Source organism: Dietzia sp. KRD202 (genome assembly GCF_017168155.1).
Taxonomy (GTDB): Bacteria; Actinomycetota; Actinomycetes; order Mycobacteriales; family Mycobacteriaceae; genus Dietzia; species Dietzia kunjamensis.
The window spans coordinates 72,224-88,093 of the sequence record NZ_JABFAN010000009.1 but is presented as its reverse complement, the minus strand read 5'-3'; the positions used below and the strand labels follow the sequence as shown (position 1 = coordinate 88,093).

The 15,870-nt window shown below is 71.4% G+C and carries 19 protein-coding genes; 10 read left to right on the top strand and 9 right to left on the bottom strand.

Annotation, left to right across the window (positions count from 1 at the left end):
* Positions 1-112: 112 nt before the first annotated feature.
* Positions 113-238, top strand: a complete 126-nt coding sequence (locus tag J1M64_RS20170) for a hypothetical protein (RefSeq protein WP_256821000.1) — start codon at positions 113-115, stop codon at positions 236-238.
* Positions 239-270: 32 nt separating this feature from the next.
* On the opposite strand, the gene J1M64_RS06290 is transcribed toward J1M64_RS20170, so the two are convergent.
* The 3 genes from J1M64_RS06290 to J1M64_RS06280 are packed head-to-tail and all read right to left on the bottom strand — an operon-like array spanning position 271 to position 3,039.
* A complete protein-coding gene (locus tag J1M64_RS06290; RefSeq protein WP_206473529.1) occupies positions 271-1,317 on the bottom strand; it encodes a hemolysin family protein in 1,047 nt (348 codons plus the stop codon).
* Positions 1,310-2,683: a hemolysin family protein gene (locus tag J1M64_RS06285; protein ID WP_206473527.1), complete on the bottom strand. Its 1,374-nt coding sequence runs from the start codon at positions 2,681-2,683 to the stop codon at positions 1,310-1,312. The genes J1M64_RS06290 and J1M64_RS06285 overlap by 8 nt, the downstream gene beginning before the upstream one ends.
* A gap of 11 nt (positions 2,684-2,694) precedes the next feature.
* Positions 2,695-3,039 (bottom strand): hypothetical protein, encoded by a 345-nt coding sequence (locus tag J1M64_RS06280; RefSeq protein WP_206473525.1) that lies wholly within the window; start codon positions 3,037-3,039, stop codon positions 2,695-2,697.
* Between the two features lie 126 nt (positions 3,040-3,165).
* Here J1M64_RS06280 and dapA point away from each other — a divergent pair, with 126 nt between their 5' ends.
* Entirely contained in the window at positions 3,166-4,053 is an 888-nt protein-coding gene (gene dapA / locus J1M64_RS06275; RefSeq protein ID WP_206473523.1) for a 4-hydroxy-tetrahydrodipicolinate synthase, read from the top strand.
* 71 nt (positions 4,054-4,124) lie between these two features.
* Here dapA and J1M64_RS06270 read toward each other — a convergent pair whose 3' ends face one another.
* Positions 4,125-5,039 (bottom strand): SDR family NAD(P)-dependent oxidoreductase, encoded by a 915-nt coding sequence (locus J1M64_RS06270; RefSeq protein ID WP_206473520.1) that lies wholly within the window; start codon positions 5,037-5,039, stop codon positions 4,125-4,127.
* Positions 5,040-5,201: 162 nt separating this feature from the next.
* On the opposite strand from J1M64_RS06270, the gene J1M64_RS06265 reads away from it, so the two are divergent.
* The gene (locus J1M64_RS06265; RefSeq protein WP_119192546.1) at positions 5,202-6,020 is read left to right on the top strand and encodes a DUF1906 domain-containing protein; all 819 of its coding nucleotides are present in this window, start codon (positions 5,202-5,204) and stop codon (positions 6,018-6,020) included.
* 24 nt (positions 6,021-6,044) lie between these two features.
* On the opposite strand, the gene J1M64_RS06260 is transcribed toward J1M64_RS06265, so the two are convergent.
* The gene (locus tag J1M64_RS06260; RefSeq protein ID WP_067718946.1) at positions 6,045-6,368 is read right to left on the bottom strand and encodes a putative quinol monooxygenase; all 324 of its coding nucleotides are present in this window, start codon (positions 6,366-6,368) and stop codon (positions 6,045-6,047) included.
* Between the two features lie 84 nt (positions 6,369-6,452).
* Between J1M64_RS06260 and J1M64_RS06255 the strand changes: the two genes are divergently transcribed.
* Together J1M64_RS06255 and J1M64_RS06250 are read left to right on the top strand one after the other, a co-directional pair.
* Entirely contained in the window at positions 6,453-7,292 is an 840-nt protein-coding gene (locus tag J1M64_RS06255; RefSeq protein WP_082924056.1) for a serine O-acetyltransferase, read from the top strand.
* 12 nt (positions 7,293-7,304) lie between these two features.
* On the top strand, positions 7,305-7,991 hold the full coding sequence (locus tag J1M64_RS06250; protein ID WP_154830172.1) for a response regulator transcription factor: 687 nt from the start codon (positions 7,305-7,307) through the stop codon (positions 7,989-7,991).
* A 219-nt stretch (positions 7,992-8,210) separates the two neighbouring features.
* On the opposite strand, the gene J1M64_RS06245 is transcribed toward J1M64_RS06250, so the two are convergent.
* Entirely contained in the window at positions 8,211-9,683 is a 1,473-nt protein-coding gene (locus J1M64_RS06245; protein ID WP_206473518.1) for a cell wall metabolism sensor histidine kinase WalK, read from the bottom strand.
* A gap of 74 nt (positions 9,684-9,757) precedes the next feature.
* Here J1M64_RS06245 and J1M64_RS06240 point away from each other — a divergent pair, with 74 nt between their 5' ends.
* Together J1M64_RS06240 and J1M64_RS06235 are read left to right on the top strand one after the other, a co-directional pair.
* A complete protein-coding gene (locus J1M64_RS06240; RefSeq protein WP_206473516.1) occupies positions 9,758-10,570 on the top strand; it encodes a hotdog fold domain-containing protein in 813 nt (270 codons plus the stop codon).
* A gap of 66 nt (positions 10,571-10,636) precedes the next feature.
* A complete protein-coding gene (locus J1M64_RS06235) occupies positions 10,637-11,200 on the top strand; it encodes an NADPH-dependent FMN reductase (RefSeq protein ID WP_206473514.1) in 564 nt (187 codons plus the stop codon).
* Positions 11,201-11,277: 77 nt separating this feature from the next.
* Here J1M64_RS06235 and tpx read toward each other — a convergent pair whose 3' ends face one another.
* From tpx to J1M64_RS06220, 3 genes are all read right to left on the bottom strand, one after another.
* Positions 11,278-11,775, bottom strand: a complete 498-nt coding sequence (gene tpx / locus J1M64_RS06230; protein WP_067718959.1) for a thiol peroxidase — start codon at positions 11,773-11,775, stop codon at positions 11,278-11,280.
* Positions 11,776-11,875: 100 nt separating this feature from the next.
* On the bottom strand, positions 11,876-12,679 hold the full coding sequence (locus J1M64_RS06225; protein ID WP_132062913.1) for an adenylate/guanylate cyclase domain-containing protein: 804 nt from the start codon (positions 12,677-12,679) through the stop codon (positions 11,876-11,878).
* An 11-nt stretch (positions 12,680-12,690) separates the two neighbouring features.
* A complete protein-coding gene (locus J1M64_RS06220; protein ID WP_206473513.1) occupies positions 12,691-13,359 on the bottom strand; it encodes a DNA-3-methyladenine glycosylase in 669 nt (222 codons plus the stop codon).
* A 112-nt stretch (positions 13,360-13,471) separates the two neighbouring features.
* On the opposite strand from J1M64_RS06220, the gene J1M64_RS06215 reads away from it, so the two are divergent.
* The 3 genes from J1M64_RS06215 (at position 13,472) to J1M64_RS06205 (ending at position 15,863) form a co-directional block, all read left to right on the top strand.
* Positions 13,472-14,104: a YdcF family protein gene (locus tag J1M64_RS06215; RefSeq protein WP_206473511.1), complete on the top strand. Its 633-nt coding sequence runs from the start codon at positions 13,472-13,474 to the stop codon at positions 14,102-14,104.
* A gap of 74 nt (positions 14,105-14,178) precedes the next feature.
* Positions 14,179-14,784, top strand: a complete 606-nt coding sequence (locus tag J1M64_RS06210) for a DedA family protein (protein ID WP_206473575.1) — start codon at positions 14,179-14,181, stop codon at positions 14,782-14,784.
* A gap of 71 nt (positions 14,785-14,855) precedes the next feature.
* Positions 14,856-15,863, top strand: a complete 1,008-nt coding sequence (locus J1M64_RS06205; RefSeq protein WP_206473509.1) for a pirin family protein — start codon at positions 14,856-14,858, stop codon at positions 15,861-15,863.
* Positions 15,864-15,870: the final 7 nt, after the last annotated feature.

Here is a 15,870-nt window from a genome sequence, read left to right as displayed (position 1 = left end):
GTTCGGGCGATCGTTCAGAACGACTGTCCAGAAATTTTGTTTATCTGTCAGCGGCCCGCCGCCGACGAGCGTAGAGTGACGGGTGTCACACCGACTAGCAGGAGGTTCCACGATGTTGCAGAACGCGCTGGCCACCACGGTGCGAGTAGGCGTGGCCACATACAGCGGGGTGGCGCAGATCGTCGTGGACAACACCCTCGGTCGGGTGCTCGACACCAACCCCGACAAGGTCCGGTAAATCCTCGGGGCCCTTCCTGCTGCTCGGGCGCCCTACTGCTCGGCTCCGGGCGTCGCATCCCTGACCTCGCCGACGAGTTCGGCGAGGACGTCCTCCAGGACCAGCAGCCCGCCCGGATCGGGTTCGCCGTGTTCGCGATCGTCGACGACCGCCAGGTGGGCCCGGGCCCGCTGCATCGCCTCCAGGACGTCGTCGAGAGGGGTCTCCGCGGGCACGATCCCCAGATCGCGGATCCGATCCCGGCGCAGAGGCTGGGACAGGTCGTCGCCGAGGGTGTCCTTGACGTGGACGTAGCCGACGTACGCGCCTCCGCGGCGCACCGGGAACCGCGAGTGCCCCGTCCGCACGCACAATTGCTGCACGTCACCGGTGGACCAGTCCTCCTCGATCGAGTCCACCTCCGCGATCGGCCGGAGGACGTCGGCGGCGGTGACGTGATCGAACTCGAGCGCGCCCTCGAGCAGCAGCGTCTCGTCCTCGTCGAGGAGGCCGGAGTCCCCGGCCGCGGCGACCATCCCGTGCATCTGGTCCACCGTGAAAGTGGTCTCCACCTCGGAACGCGGTTCCACCCGCAGTACGTACCTCACCACCGCGTCCGCGGACTTGTTCATCAGCCAGATCGCGGGCAGGAACACCAGCACGAAGACCCGCAGGACCGGGCCGAGCAGGAGGGCCGCGGCCGCGGGCCGGGCGATCGCCATGTTCTTGGGCACCATCTCGCCGAGCACCATGTGCAGGAACGTGACGATGAGCAGGGAGATCACCAGAGCGATCGGGTGCGCGAACCCGGTGGACACGCCCAACCAGCCCAGCGGCTGCTCGATGAGATGGGCGATGGCGGGTTCGCCGACCGCGCCGATGAGCAACGAGCAGGCCGTGATGCCGAGCTGCGTGGCCGCCAGCGACAGCGACACGTTCTCCATGCCGCGCAGCGACCACAGTGCGCGCGTGCTGCCCTCGGCCGCGTGCGGCTCCAGGTTGTCGCGCCGCGCGGAGACCATCGCGAACTCCGCGGCGACGAAGAACCCGTTGCCCAGCAGGAGGGCCACCAGGACCAGCAATGCCACGCCGTCACTCATCCGGGTCCACCGCCTCGGGCTCGTCCCGCAGGACGATGGCGCGCACCTGCTCGGCCCGGTGCGCGCGCACTGATTCCACCCGCAGGCGCACACGCGCCCGCGTCGGCAGGTCGTCGTCGTCGCGGTTGATGTGGTCGTGCGCGTCCAACTCGGTCTCGTCGCCGACCCGGGGGAGTCGGTCCACCGCCTCGGACAGGAGCCCGGACAGGGTGGACACCGTCTCCACCGGCGGGATCTCCAGTCGCAGGATGGCGCCCAGTTCGTCGGGCCGCATCATCCCGCCCACGAGCACGGTGTCGTCGTCGACCCACTCGTGGGTGCGCGACGCACGGTCCTGCTCGTCATCGATCTCGCCGACGATCTCCTCCACCAGGTCCTCCAGGGTGACGATCCCCGCGGTCCCGCCGAACTCGTCCACCACCACGGCCATCTGCAGATCGGTCTGACGGAGCAGCCGCATGAGCGGGTCGAGCGTCATCACCTCCGACACCACGGTCGCCTCGGTGGCGATCTCCCGCACCGGCGTCCGGGCGCGCTCGTCGACAGGCACGGCCAACGCCTGCCGGTAGTGGACGACGCCCACCACCTCGTCGACGGTCGCGCCGAGGACGGGGAACCGCGACCGGCCCGTCGCGGCCACCGTGTCGAGCAGGTCCTGCGCGGTGTGGTCACGCAGGAACGTCACCAGCGGACGGGGCACCATCACGTCCGCCGCGCGGTGTTCCCCGAACGAGATCGAGCGGGTCACCAGCTCGGCCGTGTGCGGGTCCATCGCGCCCTGACGGCCCGACCGCGCGGCCGACGCCCGCAGCTCCTCGGGTGACCGTGCCTCGCCGGGTTCCTCCTGCGGGGTGAACCCGAGCAACCGCAGGACGACGTTGGCGGTGGTGTTGAGGCCCGTGACCAGCCAGCCGAACACCGCCATGAAGATCCTCTGGGGGATCACGACCAGCCGCGCGACCCGCATCGGAGCGGCGATGGCCCAGTTCTTGGGGACCAGTTCGCCGAAGACCATCTGGAGGAAGGTGACGACGACGAAGGCCACCGTCATCGCGATGCCGCGGGCCGCCGGCTCGGACATCCCCGACAGGCCGAGGGCGCCGGTGATCAGCTCCCCCACGGAGGGACCGGTGAGGTATCCCGCCAGGAGGCTGCTGACCGTGATGCCCAGCTGGGCCCCCGACAGGTTCGTCGAGGTCCTGGCCAGGGACCCGTCGAGGGTCGTGGCGATGCGATCGCCCTCCGAGCCGGCCGCACGCACGTCGTCCCGGTTGACGGTGAGGAACCCGAACTCGACGGCCACGAACAGGGCGTTGGCACTGATGAGCAGTACCAACGCCAGCGTGAGCGTCAGGGCGATGGCCACGTCAGGCCCCGCTACTGGCCGTCTGCCGTACCGTCCGAGCCGCCCACGGCGTGATCCGGCTGCTCAGGGGTCTGGTACACCCTCTTCTGCTCGGCGCGCTCGGCGGCGCCGTCCCCGCCCGCGCCGGACGTCGCAGCTGAGCTCGCCGCTCCCGCGGAGTCGTGCGGGGTCGCGCCCCCGGCGGCCCGGTCGGCGGCGGACTCGGTGGCGGCGGACCCGGTGGCGGTGTCCGCCTCGTCCCCGCCCCGGGAGGTGCTGCCGTCGCCGGCCCCCGATCCGTCGATGGTGTTGCCGAACGACTCCGGGGGCTCCTCCGGGATGCGCGCGGGGTCGTCGGGTCGGGTCTGGTCGGTCACAATCGCCTCCGCGGTCTCGGTGGTGGACGCCGGTCCCCGGCGCCGGGGTGCTGACGACCCTAGTCCCGTGGGCACCCCTCACGTCGGAATCTCCCGACCGCGTCACCGTGGCTTAGTCTGGTGCGCATGTCGGACAATCCCTTCGGTCGGGTCATCACCGCGATGGTGACCCCCATGCATGACGACGGCTCGATCGATTTCGACGGCCTGCAGCGGCTCGCGGTCCATCTCGCCGATCACGGCCACGACGGACTGCTGGTCAACGGCACGACCGGCGAGTCCGCGACGACCACCGACGACGAGGACTACGACAGCGTGGCCGCCGTCGTCGAGGCCGTCGGCGACCGGGTGAAGGTCATGGCCGGTTGCGGCACCAACGACACCGAGCACTCGATGCGTGCGGCGCGCGAGATGATCGCCCGTGGCGCCGACTCCCTGCTCGTGGTGACCCCGTACTACAACAAGCCCACCCAGCACGGGATCGTCGAGCACTTCCGGATGATCGCCGAGGCGGCCGACCGCCCGATCATGGCCTACGACATCCCCGGCCGCACCGGCACCGCCCTGGCGACGGACACCATCCGGCGGATGGCGGAGATCCCCCGGGTGCGGGCGGTCAAGGACGCCAAGGGTGACCTGTTCGAGGCCAGCCGACTCATGGCGGAGACGGACCTGCTCTGGTTCTCCGGCGACGACGTGCTCAACCTGGCCTTCCTGGCCCTCGGTGCCACCGGCATCGTCTCGGTCGTCGGCCACGTCGCCGGCGACGACTACCGGGCGATGATCGACGCCGTCGACGCCGGCGACCTGCCGAGGGCCCGCGAGATCCACACCCGCCTCATCCCGGCCGTGGACGCGATCATGCACACCTCGCAGGGCGCCATCCAGGTCAAGGCGGCGCTGAAGGAGGCCGGCCTCATCGGCTCGGACCGCCTGCGCATGCCCCTCCTCCAGGGGCCGCCCGAGCACCTGACCAGGCTGCGCGACGGGCTGGCCGCGGCCGGGCTCGGCTGACCCATCCCGGCCACCGGCCGACCACGGTCACCACTCTGCGGGGGATGACCTCGTCGTCGTCGTGACCCTCGTCATGCCCGCTGGAACGCGGCCATCTCCGTGCACCGCCGCCACAGTGCGGCGGCCGTGGTCCGGTCGTGCGAACGGCGACCCGACCGGGCGGGCTTCGGATGCCCGCGCAGGCCCCCGAGGCGATCGGGGCCGACGAACTCGCCACCGGCGAGGCCGGGCACCGTCGCCGCGTACAGCACGGACAGCGCACCCATCTCCGGTGTCAGGCCCGCCCACGTGATGGAGTTGCCCAACTCGAAAAAGCGGTCCGCCAGCGGGTTACCGCTCTGGCGGATGAGGTCGGTCGCCGTGTAACCGGGATGGGCGGCGACCGACCGCAGCCCGCTGCCGGACCGCTCGAAATGGCGCTGCCACTCGTAGCCCAGCATGATGCACGCCAACTTGGAGTCCGCGTACGCCGCCATGGGGCGGTAGCCGCGCACGTCCATGTCGAGATCGTCGGAGTCGAGTCGTCCGCGCAGGTGGGCGAGCGAGCCCAGCCACACGACCCGGTCCGTCAGCATCTGCTCCAGCCCCAGGGTGAGCGCGTGATGTGCCAGCACGTTGACCCCGAACTGCATCTCGTGTCCCTGCGCGGTGCGGGCGTGAGGGATGTTCATAACGCCGGCGTTGTTGATCAGCACGTCGACCGGCGCACCCTCCGCCGCCGTGGCCGCCACGAACGCGTCGACGGAGTCCAGGTCCGCCATGTCGAGCAGGCGAACCTGCGCGCGCTCCCGGTCACCGGCGGGGAGCGTCGCGCGCGCCTCCTGCGCCTTCTCCTCGTTCCTGCAGGCCATGACGACCCGGGCGCCCCGGGCGGTGAGTGCGGCGGTGGTGGCCAGCCCGATCCCGCCGTTGGCGCCCGTGACCACGAAGGTCCGGCCCGTCTGGTCTGGGATGTCGGTGGCGGACCATCTGTGCGCTCGAGTCATGAACATCAGTCAACCAGCCGTGCCTGCGCTGTGGTGGTCCGTCCGTGTGGTAACGCCGGGATATCCTTCGCGACGTCCTTGTGACACACTCGTCGGGTGTGCGGGTCCCACGTGTCACACGTGCCCCCGCGTGCCCCTTCCTCGAGATCCCGGAGTAGCCCCATGACGTTCGACCGCCGAACCTTCCTGCGCCGCGCCGGCATCGGCGCCGCCGGGGCGGGCGCCCTCGCCGCGGGCATCACCCCCGCGGTGGGTGCCCAGTCCTCGATCCCCGCCGGGCTCGGTGCGCTGCCGGGGGCGGGTGTCGGCGTCCCGATCGGCACACTGCTCGACTACGCCTCCGGCCCGCCGTCGGCGGCGTCGATCCGCGCGGCCGGCCACATGGGCGCCGTGCGGTACTGCTCCAACCGTCGCCCCGGCGCCGAGTGGATGACGGGCAAGCCGCTGCTGCGCCGCGAGGTCGACGACTTCCGCCGCAGTGGCCTCAACATGGTCTCCTGCTACCAGTACGGGCGTGCCGAGACCGCCGACTGGAGGGAAGGCGCCGCGGGCGGCGACCGCCACGCCCCGATCGGGATCCGGATCCACCGCGAGGCCGGCGGGCCGTCCGGCGTGCCGATGTACGTCGCGATCGACGACAACCCCACCCGGTGGCAGTTCGACAACCAGATCCGCCCGTACCTTGAGCGCTGGCGCGCCCATCTCCACGGCGCGGGGATGGAGCTCGGCGTGTACGCCAACGCCCCCACCATCGACTGGTGCCGTCAGACCGGCCTCGGGCGGTACTTCTGGCAGCACGACTGGGGCTCCGGTGGGCGCCTCAACCCGAGCGCGACGATCCACCAGCTGCCGGTCCGCCAGCAGGTCACCGTCGGCGGGGTCGTGTCCGACCTCAACCGTGTCTACGCGCTCGACTACGGCCAGTGGTGGCCGGTCGACCCGATCGCTCTCGCGCAGTCGGCGCTCGGCAGCTCGATCTGACGCGACGTCCGGCGGGGTCGTCGCCTACTCGACGGTGATCTCGCCCATCGTCCCCCACTCCTCGCCCTCGGCGGTGGTGTTGATGATCCGCGGGGTCCGCTCGAGGTGCGGGGCGGCCGAGCCGGTGAACTCGGCGAAGTGGTCGGAGTTCACGTGCTGGGCGGGGGCGTCGCCCTCCCGGAAGGCCTCGCACAGCAGGAAGGTGTTCGGGGACTCCGGCGACCGGTACCAGTCGAAGAAGAGATTGCCCGGCTCGGCGCGGGTGGCCTCGGTGAACTCGCGGGTGAACTCGAGCCAGGACTCGGCGAACTCGGGCTTGACGTCGAAACGCACGTTGATGAGGATCATGGCCCCATCCTGCCGCGCGGGGAGCGGGCCGTCGAGGGAGGTGTGACTCGCCCCGACCGCCGGGGCAGGCATACGCTGTATCAGGTGACCATCGAGATGAGCACCGAGAACCCGTGCGTCCCGCGGGCAGAGGCCGACTCCTCCGTCCGCGCCGTCTGGAACCGCCTGTCGCTGGACGCGACCTCGAGCAGGAACGAACCGCTGATCGCGGGACTGGTCCTGGACCTCATCGACGGCTGTGATGACCTCGGCGAATCCCTCGCGCGCCTCGCCGCCTCCCGGGTCGCGACCCCCGAGATCGGTCGGCACGTGCTGGAGAAGGAGATCCGGGCGGTGCTGGTGGAGCATCCCCACGTTCTGGAGGCCGTCGCGGCCGACCTCGTGGTGAGCTTCGAGCGCAACCCCGCGTACCCCAACTACCTGGTGCCCTACCTCTTCGCCAAGGGCTTCCTCGGCCTGCAGGTGCACCGCGTGGCCCACGAGATGTGGAACTCCGGGCGCGTCATGGCGGCGTCGTTCCTGCAGAGCCGGATCTCCGAGGTGTTCGCGATGGACATCCATCCCGCGGCCCGTGTCGGCTCGGGCATCCTCGTCGACCACGCCACCGGGATCGTCGTGGGCGAGACCTGCGTGATCGGCGACGGCGTGTCCATCCTGCAGGGCGTCACCCTCGGCGGCACCGGCAACGAGGACGGCGACCGTCATCCCAAGATCGGCTCCGGCGTGCTGCTGTCCGCGGGATCGATCGTGCTGGGCAATGTCCGGGTGGGCGCCTGCTCCAGGGTGGCCGCGGGATCGGTGGTCCTGCACGAGGTCCCGCCCCACACCACCGTGGCCGGGGTCCCCGCGAAGGTGGTCCGGCGGCACGCCGACTCGCTGGTCCCCGCAGAGCGGATGGACCAGGAGATCGACCCCGAGGGGTAGGACGACACGCCGATGCGGGTCCTGGTGGTCGACGACGAGCCGGCGCTGCGCGAGAGCGTGCGCCGGGGACTCGTCACGGGCGGCTGGGCCGTGGAGACCGCCGCCGACGGTGAGGAGGGCCTCGAGATGGCCTGCGCCGACGACTTCGACGTGGTCGTGCTGGACATCATGATGCCGCGGCGCAGCGGGTACGACGTCGTCCGCGAGATGAGACGCCGCGAGGTCTGGACCCCGGTGCTCATGCTCACCGCCAAGGACGGCGAATACGACGAGGCCGACGCCTTCGACCTGGGCGCCGACGACTACCTGGTCAAGCCGTTCTCGTTCGTCGTCCTCGAGGCCCGACTCCGGGCTCTGGTGAGGCGGGGGGCGCCGGAGCGCCCGGCGACGTTCGAGGCCGGCGACCTCGTGGTGGACCCGGCCGCGCGGGAGGTCCGCCGCGGAGATACGCGGATCACCGTGACCGCGCGTGAATACGCGGTGCTCGAGTACCTCATCCGCCATCGCAACCAGGTGGTGTCCAAGGTCCAGATCATGCGGGCCGTGTGGGACGCCGCCTACGACGGTGACGACAACATCGTCGAGGTGTACGTCGGCTACCTGCGACGCAAGATCGACGCCCCGTTCGGGGCCCGCGCCATCGAGACCGTCCGCGGGCAGGGCTACCGACTGGTGGACAGCGTCGCGGCGCGCCCCTGAGCCGGGCCACTTCGCCCACTCCTCGCCGGCGTCTGCGCGTGGCCATCCGTCCTGCCACAGCCGCTCGCCACCATGGCGTCTCGCGTGAACCGATGCGCAGGCCAGACGCCATGGTTGCGGGCGGCTGTTGTTGATGTGTACAGGCGCGCGAGCGAGACGCCAGGCGCGGGAGCGGATGTGCGCGGGCGCAGGGGGCGGGACCCTGTGCGGGATGACCGCTCAGGCGGGCCGGGCCGGGCCGGTGGGGATGTCGTCGACGTCGTCGTCCAGTGACTCGACCGGCAGCTCGACCACGAACCTCGCGCCCCCGCCGGGGGCGCCCTCCGCCCGGACCGAGCCGCCGTGGGAGCGGGTGATCTCGGCGACGATCGCCAGACCCAGGCCCGATCCGCCCTTGCCCCGCGCGCGGTCCGCGTCCAGGCGGGCGAAGCGATCGAACACCGAATCCCGCTGATCAGGCGGAACGCCCTCGCCGTCGTCGTCCACACACACCACCGCGCGCGGCGCCCCGGGGGTCGTGCGGTCGACGGTGAGCCGCAGCGCGATCCGGTCGCGCGCGTGGCGGCGGGCGTTGTCGACGAGATTGCGCACCACGCGCTGCAGGGCATCGGCGTCGCCCACGAGGCGCGCGGGCTCCACCGAGGCCGCCACCTCGAGCCCGCCGCTGCCGTCGCCTCCGTTGCCTCCGCCGACGAGGCCCCTCAGCCGGGCGGCCTCGGAGAGCACGATGTCGTCGAGGTCCACGTCGTCGCGGCGCAGCGGCCGGCCGCGCTCGTCGTTCTTGGCCAGCAGGAGCAGGTCCTCGACCATCGTGCGCATCCGCTGCACCTCCGGCAGGAGCAGTTCGTCGACGGTCTCCACGTCCACCGGGGTGCCGGAGGTGGAGGACAGTTCGAGCATCGTCGACAGCGTGGACAGCGGGCTGCGCAGCTCGTGCGAGGCGTCACCGACGAACGCGACCTGTGCGGTGCGGGCGGCGTCGAGGCGCGCGAGCATGGCGTTCATCGTCCGGGCCAGGCGGGAGATCTCGTCCTCGGCTTCGGGGACCGGGACCCGCTCGCCACGGCCGGAGGCGGAGATCTCGGCGACGCGGGAGCGGATCGACTCGACCGGCCGCAGCACCCGCCCCATGGCGTAGTGGACGAACACGGCTGTGGCCAGGCCGGCGACGGGGACGAACGCCAGGAACAGCACCGCGCCGGTGGCCAGGAGGGAGTCGTAGCGGTCGGTGTCGGTGGCCACGTCCACGGCGAACGTTCCCCCGCGGACCTCCACGCCGACGGAGGTGAGGCGGAGGTCGGCGCCGTTCGGGGCGTCGAGGTCGCGCTGGATGACCTGACCGGGGGCGGGAGAGGGGAGCGCGGGGACGTTCTCGAGCCCGCGGGTGACCTGACCGGCCAGGACGCGGCCGTCGGGCGCCACGACCCGCACCAGGTCCACCCCGGACAGCGGTTCGGAGACCAGCTCGAGGGACGCCTTCGGACCCCGGGCCGCCAGCCCACCCGCCACCTCGACCGCCCGGGAGCGGTCGGCGGAGTCGATCGCGCCGTGCACGGCCGACCGCAGGAGCAGCCACGCACCGCCCGCCGCTGCCGCCAGCACGAGGATGACGATGCCGGTGGCGATCACGGTCGTGGCGACGCGGATGGGCCAGCGGCGGGGGGTCGTGAGGGCCTCGCGGTTCAGTAGCACGACTCCATTGTGCGGACGCGATCCGGCGCGCGCGGTCGCGGGGAGTGAACGAGAACACGTGTTAGCGTCGGCGGGTGAGAGAATCGCAGCACGACGGTCCGGAGCCCCGCCTGGGGTTGACGTTCAGCCCGAACCCGGACGGTTCGGTGAGCTGGCACCAGCCGGTCGCCGACCAGTTCACCGACCCGTCGGGGCGTTTCGCCACCGGCGGTCTGGCGGTCCTGGTGGATTCGGGCCTGGGGTCGGAGAACCACCGCCGGCGCCCCGAGGGGATGTGGACGGTCACCACCGAGCTGCGGATGGACCTGCTGGCGCGCCCGCGCGCGGGATCGGCGGGACTGGGCATCCGCACGGACCACCTGGGCGACGACGGTCACTGCCTCACGACGCGCGGTGAGGTCGTCGACGACGACGGCGGGGTGATCGCCTCCGGACTGGTCAAATCCATGGAGATCGCGGGAGCCGTGGACCCGGACGGGTACGACGACGAGCCGCCGTGGCCGTCCAGACTCGCGCCGGGAACGCTGGCCGAGGTCCTGTGCCTGACGCTGGACGAGCGGGACGACGGCCCGGGCGGAACCCGCGTCGTGGAGGGCGTGATCGCGCCGGAGCCGGCGCTGGCCAACCCGCTGGGGAATCTGCACGGCGGCGTGTTCGCGGCGGCCGCGGAGGTCGCCGGGGCCGCGGTGTTCCCGCACGAACGCGAGGTCAGCTCGTCCTCACTCGACGTGCGGTACGTGCGTCAGATCCCGCTGGTGCAGCCGGTGACGGTCCGGGCCGAGGTCCTGCACGACGGGCGGAGCTGGGGCATCGCCCAGGTGACGACGAGGGACGAGCGGGGGCGTGTCTGTGCCGTGGCGACGGTCACGGTCTACGGCCACCGGTAGTAGGTGTCACGTCAATCAAGTAGTGTTCTCGTCGTCAGTAACCCGCACGACGAGAGGGGACCGTACGTGAAGATCGGCATCATTCTGGGCAGCATCCGAGAGGAGCGTTCCGGGCAGACCGTGGCCGAGTGGGTCGCGCAGGAATCGCAGGCGCGGCAGGACGCCACCTATGAGCTGGTCGACCTCAAGTCGTTCGACGTCCCGCTGCTCACCTCGGCCACGGTGCCGGGCGCGGCGAAAAAGCAATACTCCGACGAGCGGGTGCAGCGCTGGAGTTCGACCATCGACTCGTACGACTCCTTCGTCTTTGTCACCCCCGAGTACAACCACAGCGTCCCGGGCGGCCTGAAGAACGCCTTCGACTCGCTCGGTAGCGAGTGGGCGAACAAGCCCGTCGCCTTTGTCTCCTACGGAGCCGAGGGTGGTGTGCGCGCCGTGGAGCACTGGCGGCAGATAGTGGCCAACTTCCACATGTACGGCGTGCGTCAGCAGATCTCGCTGAGCTTGTTCACCGAGTTCGGCCCCGAGGGCGTGCAGCCCGCGGAGCGCCGCTCCGAGGAGCTGGCGACGCTGTTCGATCAGCTCGAGCAGGCCACCCGCCGCTTCTCCCTGGTGGACGCGAGCGCCTGAGTCGCGGCGCGGTAGACCACACGAGGAGGCCCGCCCCCGTTCGTCGGGGGCGGGCCTCGTCGTTCGCTGCGGTGCGCTCAGTTCACGGCGGCGAGCGCGGCGTCGTAGTCCGGCTCAGTGGTGATCTCGTCGACGAGCTGCGTGTAGACGACCTTGCCCTCGGCGTCGACCACGACGACCGAGCGGGCCAGCAGGCCCTCCATGGGGCCGTCGGTCATCTTGACGCCGTAGTCCGCGGCGAAGTCGCTGCGGAAGGTCGAGCCGGCGGTGGCGTTTTCGATGTCCTCGGCGGCGCAGAAGCGCTTGTGCGCGAACGGCAGGTCGGCCGAGATGTTGACGACCTCGGTGTTCTCCAGGCCGGAGGCCTTCTCGTGGAAGGTGCGCACCGACTGGGCGCACACGCCCGTGTCGACGCTGGGGAAGATGTTGAGGATGAGCTTCTTGCCGGCCAGCGACCCGGAGGTCACGGGAGCGAGGTCGGTGCCGACGAGTTCGAAATCCGGGGCCTTGGAGCCGACGGCGGGGAGCTCGCCGGACGTGCTGACGGGGTTGCCCTTGAAATTGGTGGTTGCCATGCGTCCGTTCTACCGGATGCCGGTGGTCGGCGGTGGTCCGGCCGGTTCCGGGGTGGGGCGGCGGATGGCGGGTTCCCCGCTCCCGGTCCCGCCGAACTCCTCAGCGCGGGGTCGCCACGTAGACGGCGATCCCGTCGGGCACACCCTTGACCCCGCCCCACCGGAAGGTCCGCTTGGGGCGGGTCGCCACGCTGTCGGGGTCCAGTCCGGCGCGGGTGGACTCGCTGATGAGGATCTCGCCCGCGCCGGCCTTCTCCGCGAGCCGCGCGGCGACGTTGACGTCCATGCCGAGATAGTCGTCCCCGATCCGGCGCGGGCGCCCGGTGTGGACGCCGACCCGCAACCGCGGACGCCAGCCCGCCACCTCCACGCCGGCGACCCCGTCCAGGCAGGCGGCCACCGCGTCCAGCGCCAGCTGGGGAGACGGGAACGTGGCCATCAGTCCGTCGCCGAGACGTTTGACGACGGCGCCACGGTGGGCGAGCACCTCGGGTTCGGTGGCCGCGGCGACCCGTCGGAGGAGCTGCAGCGACTCCTCATCGCCGGCGCGCATCGCCCAGTCGGAGAACCCGACGATGTCGGTGAACACGATGGTCACCTCGCTCCCGCCGCCGGCCCGCCCCGTGCGCTCGAGCACGGCGTGCCACACCTGGAGCCCGCCGAGCGTCACCTCCCGGGACGCGGTGGGCTGCTCGTCGAACAGCCGGCCGGCCACCCGGGCGATCGTCCCCGCGCTGTCGCGGCCGGCGGCCGAGAGCGGGTCGCCGAAACCGGCGTCCCCGGGCAGGGCCCGCCGGGCCCGCCGCAGCAGTTCGACCGACGTGGGATGACGGTTGACGTCTCGTGCGCCCGCCGCGGCGCGGGCCGTCGCCGCCCGCACCCGCTCCCAGTAGAGGTTCGCCATGGTCGTGAAGCCTAGGACGAGGAGGTGGGCGCCGGGGCCGCCTCGCCCGTCTGGTCCACCGCCCGCCACAGGTACCAGGACGCCACCGACCGGTACGGTGCCCAGCCGGCCGAGTGGTCCAGCATCATCGCGGGGGAGGCCTTGTCGTCCAGACCCAGCACCCGTTCGAAACCCCGCCGCACCCCGACATCGGCCACGGGGAACACGTCGGGTCTGTCCAACAGGAAAATCAACAGCATCTCCACGGTCCACCGGCCGATCCCGCGGACCGTCGTCAGGGAGGAGATGACCTCGTCGTCGTCGTAGTCCCTCAGTTCCCCCAGCGTGGGGATCCGACCCCCACGCACCGCATCGGCGAGGTCCCGCAGGGCGGCCACCTTCGGCCGCGAGACCCCGCACGCCCGCAGCTCCTCGTCGGACAGTGCGGCCACGAGCGCGGGGTCGAGCTGGGCGTCGCTCGTCGCCCGCCCGCGCAGCCGGCCCGCGATCGTCGCGGCGGCCTTCACCGAGAGCTGCTGGGACAGGATCGACGAGGCCAACCGGTCGAAGAGGGTGTGCGGCCCCGTGTCCGGCGTCGGGGTGAGGGTGCACGGACCGACGGCGTCGATGTGCGCGCGCAGGTGTGGGTCGGCATCGCGGAGGTACCGCACGGCCGTGACCCTGTCGTATCCTTCCGGCAAGCCGTGAAGGGTACGCGGGTCGCGCGTGACCTCCCCGTGTCACAGGTAACGACCTTCACGCACAATGCGATAACCAACGGGTCACGACACTGCTCGGGAGAGGACCGTTATCGTGCGTAGAACTCAGAGGCGTCTCGCCGCCGTCGCGGCCGCCGCCGCTCTCGCGCTGGGCGCCGGAGCGGGCACCGCCTCCGCCGGGTCGGCCGAGGTGCCGTCGGGCGTCGCGCTGTACAGCGGCCTGACGATGCTCGGCTGCCAGAACGTCGGCCAGGAGCTGCTGGCGCTGTGTGGGGACTTCGAGGTCCCCACCGTGGACGATCCCGCGGTGCTCACCGTCAACCCGTTCACCACCGACATCGTCATCCTGGGTGCCGGACTTCTCCCCGACGGCGGCATCCGCCCCGTGCTCGAGGAGCGACTGCGGACCGGATACCGGTTGGCGCAGGCGTACCCGACCGCCCGCATCATCGTCACCGGCGGCGTGCCGCAGAACGGGCGCACCGAGGCACGCGCGATGGGCGACTGGCTGCGTGGCGCCGGGATCGCGCCGTTCCGGATCACCGAGGAGGGGAACTCCGCCTCCACGGTGCAGAACGCCCAGTTCACCGACCGGATCTTCCGGGAGCGCGGCACCACCGGCGCCGTCGTCGTGACCACCGGCGACCACGTCAAGCGCGCGGTGCTCAACTTCCGCCAGGCCGTGGACGGCCGGATCCCGGTCACCGGCGTGGTCGCGCGGGGCTGATCGAGGTCGCCGCTCCTGTGATCCTTTCGACCGAGGGTGATCTCGGCGGGATCGCCGGCTGGGCCGTGGGCGTCATGGAGGCGCTCGGCGGGCCCGGCGCGGCCCTCGTCGTGGGTCTGGAGAACGTCTTCCCGCCCATCCCCAGCGAGGTCATCCTGCCGCTGGCGGGGTTCAGCGCGGCGCAGGGCACGTTCACCCTCGCCGGTGCGATCTTCTGGACCACCCTCGGGTCCGTGCTGGGGGCGATCCTCGCCTACGGTCTGGGTTTCTGGCTCGGTGCCGAGCGGGTCCGCGCGCTGTTCGACCGGGTCCCCCTGATCCAGGTCGCGGACTTCGACAAGGCCGAGGGTTGGTTCACCCGCCACGGCCGGGGCGCGGTCTTCTTCGGTCGCATGGTGCCCGTCGTGCGCAGCCTGATCTCCATCCCGGCGGGTGTGGAGCGGATGAGCCTCCTGCTGTTCGTGCTGCTCACCACGGCCGGCAGTCTGATCTGGAACTCGCTGTTCGTGGTGGCCGGGTACCTCCTGGGGGGACAGTGGCACCGGATCGAGTCGGTGGCGGGATGGGCGTCCAACGCCGTCGTCGCGGCGATCGTGGTGCTGCTGGTGGTGTTCCTGGGGCGGCGTGCCTACCTGGAGTTCAGGGAGCAGCGGGAACACCGCGACGCCCCACGCGGTTAACTGATGTGACAGCAAAAAGTCGTGTCAGCTCACCCGTGCACCCCGGCACCCGTGCACCGCAGGAGGAAACCATGTCCGCCATCCGCCAGGTCGTCCCGCTCGGAGGCCAGTGGCCGGGCCTCGACCCGTTCCTGTTCGCCGTCCATCACCGTGACGAGTTCCCTCCGGCCGAGGGCGAGACCATGCGTCCCGCCGCCTCCCTCGCAGGCCGGTCCCTGGGTCAGGACTTCTCGGGCAAGGACGGGTGGTCGATGTACCACGGTGAGACCGTCCCCGGCTTCCCCCAGCACCCGCACCGCGGGTTCGAGACCGTGACCGTGGTGCTCGACGGCGTGGTCGACCATGCCGACTCCCTCGGCGCGGCGGCCCGTTTCGGCCACGGCGACACCCAGTGGCTCACCGCCGGCTCCGGGATCTCGCACTCGGAGATGTTCCCGCTCCTGGACACCGAGCGGCCCAACACCATGGAGCTGTTCCAGATCTGGCTCAACCTCGCACCCGAGGACAAGTCCGCCGAGCCACACTTCGACATGTTCTGGTCCGAGAAGACCCCGGTCGTCGTCCGCGGAGCCGATGGCGCCGCCGCGAGGTTCCGCCTGATCGCCGGGGAGATCGACGGCGTGCGGGCGCTCGACCCGCCCCCACACTCCTGGGCGGCGCGACCGGAGAACCACCTGGCCATCTGGATCGTCACCCTCGACCCCGGCGTGAGCACGGAGCTACCCGGTGCCGACCCCTCGGCGAACCGGGTGCTCTACAACTACGGCGGGCCGCTGACGGTCGACGACCGGCAGTTGGGGTACGACGCCGCCGTCCTCGCCCCGGAGACGGTCACCGTGACCGCCGGTGACGAGGGCGCGTCGTTCCTCGTCCTGCAGGCCCGGCCGATCGGCGCCCCGGTCGTCCAGCAGGGGCCGTTCGTCGGCAACACCCGCGAGGACATCGTCACCGCCATGCAGGAGTACCGCGCCGGCGTGTTCGGCACCTGGGACCTGCCGCAGAACGACCCCGTCCACCCGCGCGGCGAGACCCGGTTCGCCCGCTACCCCGACGGCCGCGTCACGCGGCCGGTGGGTTAGACCGCGG

Coding starts and splice junctions, on each gene's coding strand:
- J1M64_RS06205 (WP_206473509.1), top strand. CDS start 14,856: ATGTCCGCCATCCGCCAGGTCGTCCCGCTCGGAGGCCAGTGGCCGGGC.
- J1M64_RS06260 (WP_067718946.1), bottom strand. CDS start 6,368: ATGATCCTCATCAACGTGCGTTTCGACGTCAAGCCCGAGTTCGCCGAG.
- J1M64_RS20170 (WP_256821000.1), top strand. CDS start 113: ATGTTGCAGAACGCGCTGGCCACCACGGTGCGAGTAGGCGTGGCCACA.
- J1M64_RS06210 (WP_206473575.1), top strand. CDS start 14,179: ATGGAGGCGCTCGGCGGGCCCGGCGCGGCCCTCGTCGTGGGTCTGGAG.
- dapA (WP_206473523.1), top strand. CDS start 3,166: ATGTCGGACAATCCCTTCGGTCGGGTCATCACCGCGATGGTGACCCCC.
- tpx (WP_067718959.1), bottom strand. CDS start 11,775: ATGGCAACCACCAATTTCAAGGGCAACCCCGTCAGCACGTCCGGCGAG.
- J1M64_RS06225 (WP_132062913.1), bottom strand. CDS start 12,679: ATGGCGAACCTCTACTGGGAGCGGGTGCGGGCGGCGACGGCCCGCGCC.
- J1M64_RS06270 (WP_206473520.1), bottom strand. CDS start 5,039: ATGACTCGAGCGCACAGATGGTCCGCCACCGACATCCCAGACCAGACG.
- J1M64_RS06265 (WP_119192546.1), top strand. CDS start 5,202: ATGACGTTCGACCGCCGAACCTTCCTGCGCCGCGCCGGCATCGGCGCC.
- J1M64_RS06290 (WP_206473529.1), bottom strand. CDS start 1,317: ATGAGTGACGGCGTGGCATTGCTGGTCCTGGTGGCCCTCCTGCTGGGC.
- J1M64_RS06250 (WP_154830172.1), top strand. CDS start 7,305: ATGCGGGTCCTGGTGGTCGACGACGAGCCGGCGCTGCGCGAGAGCGTG.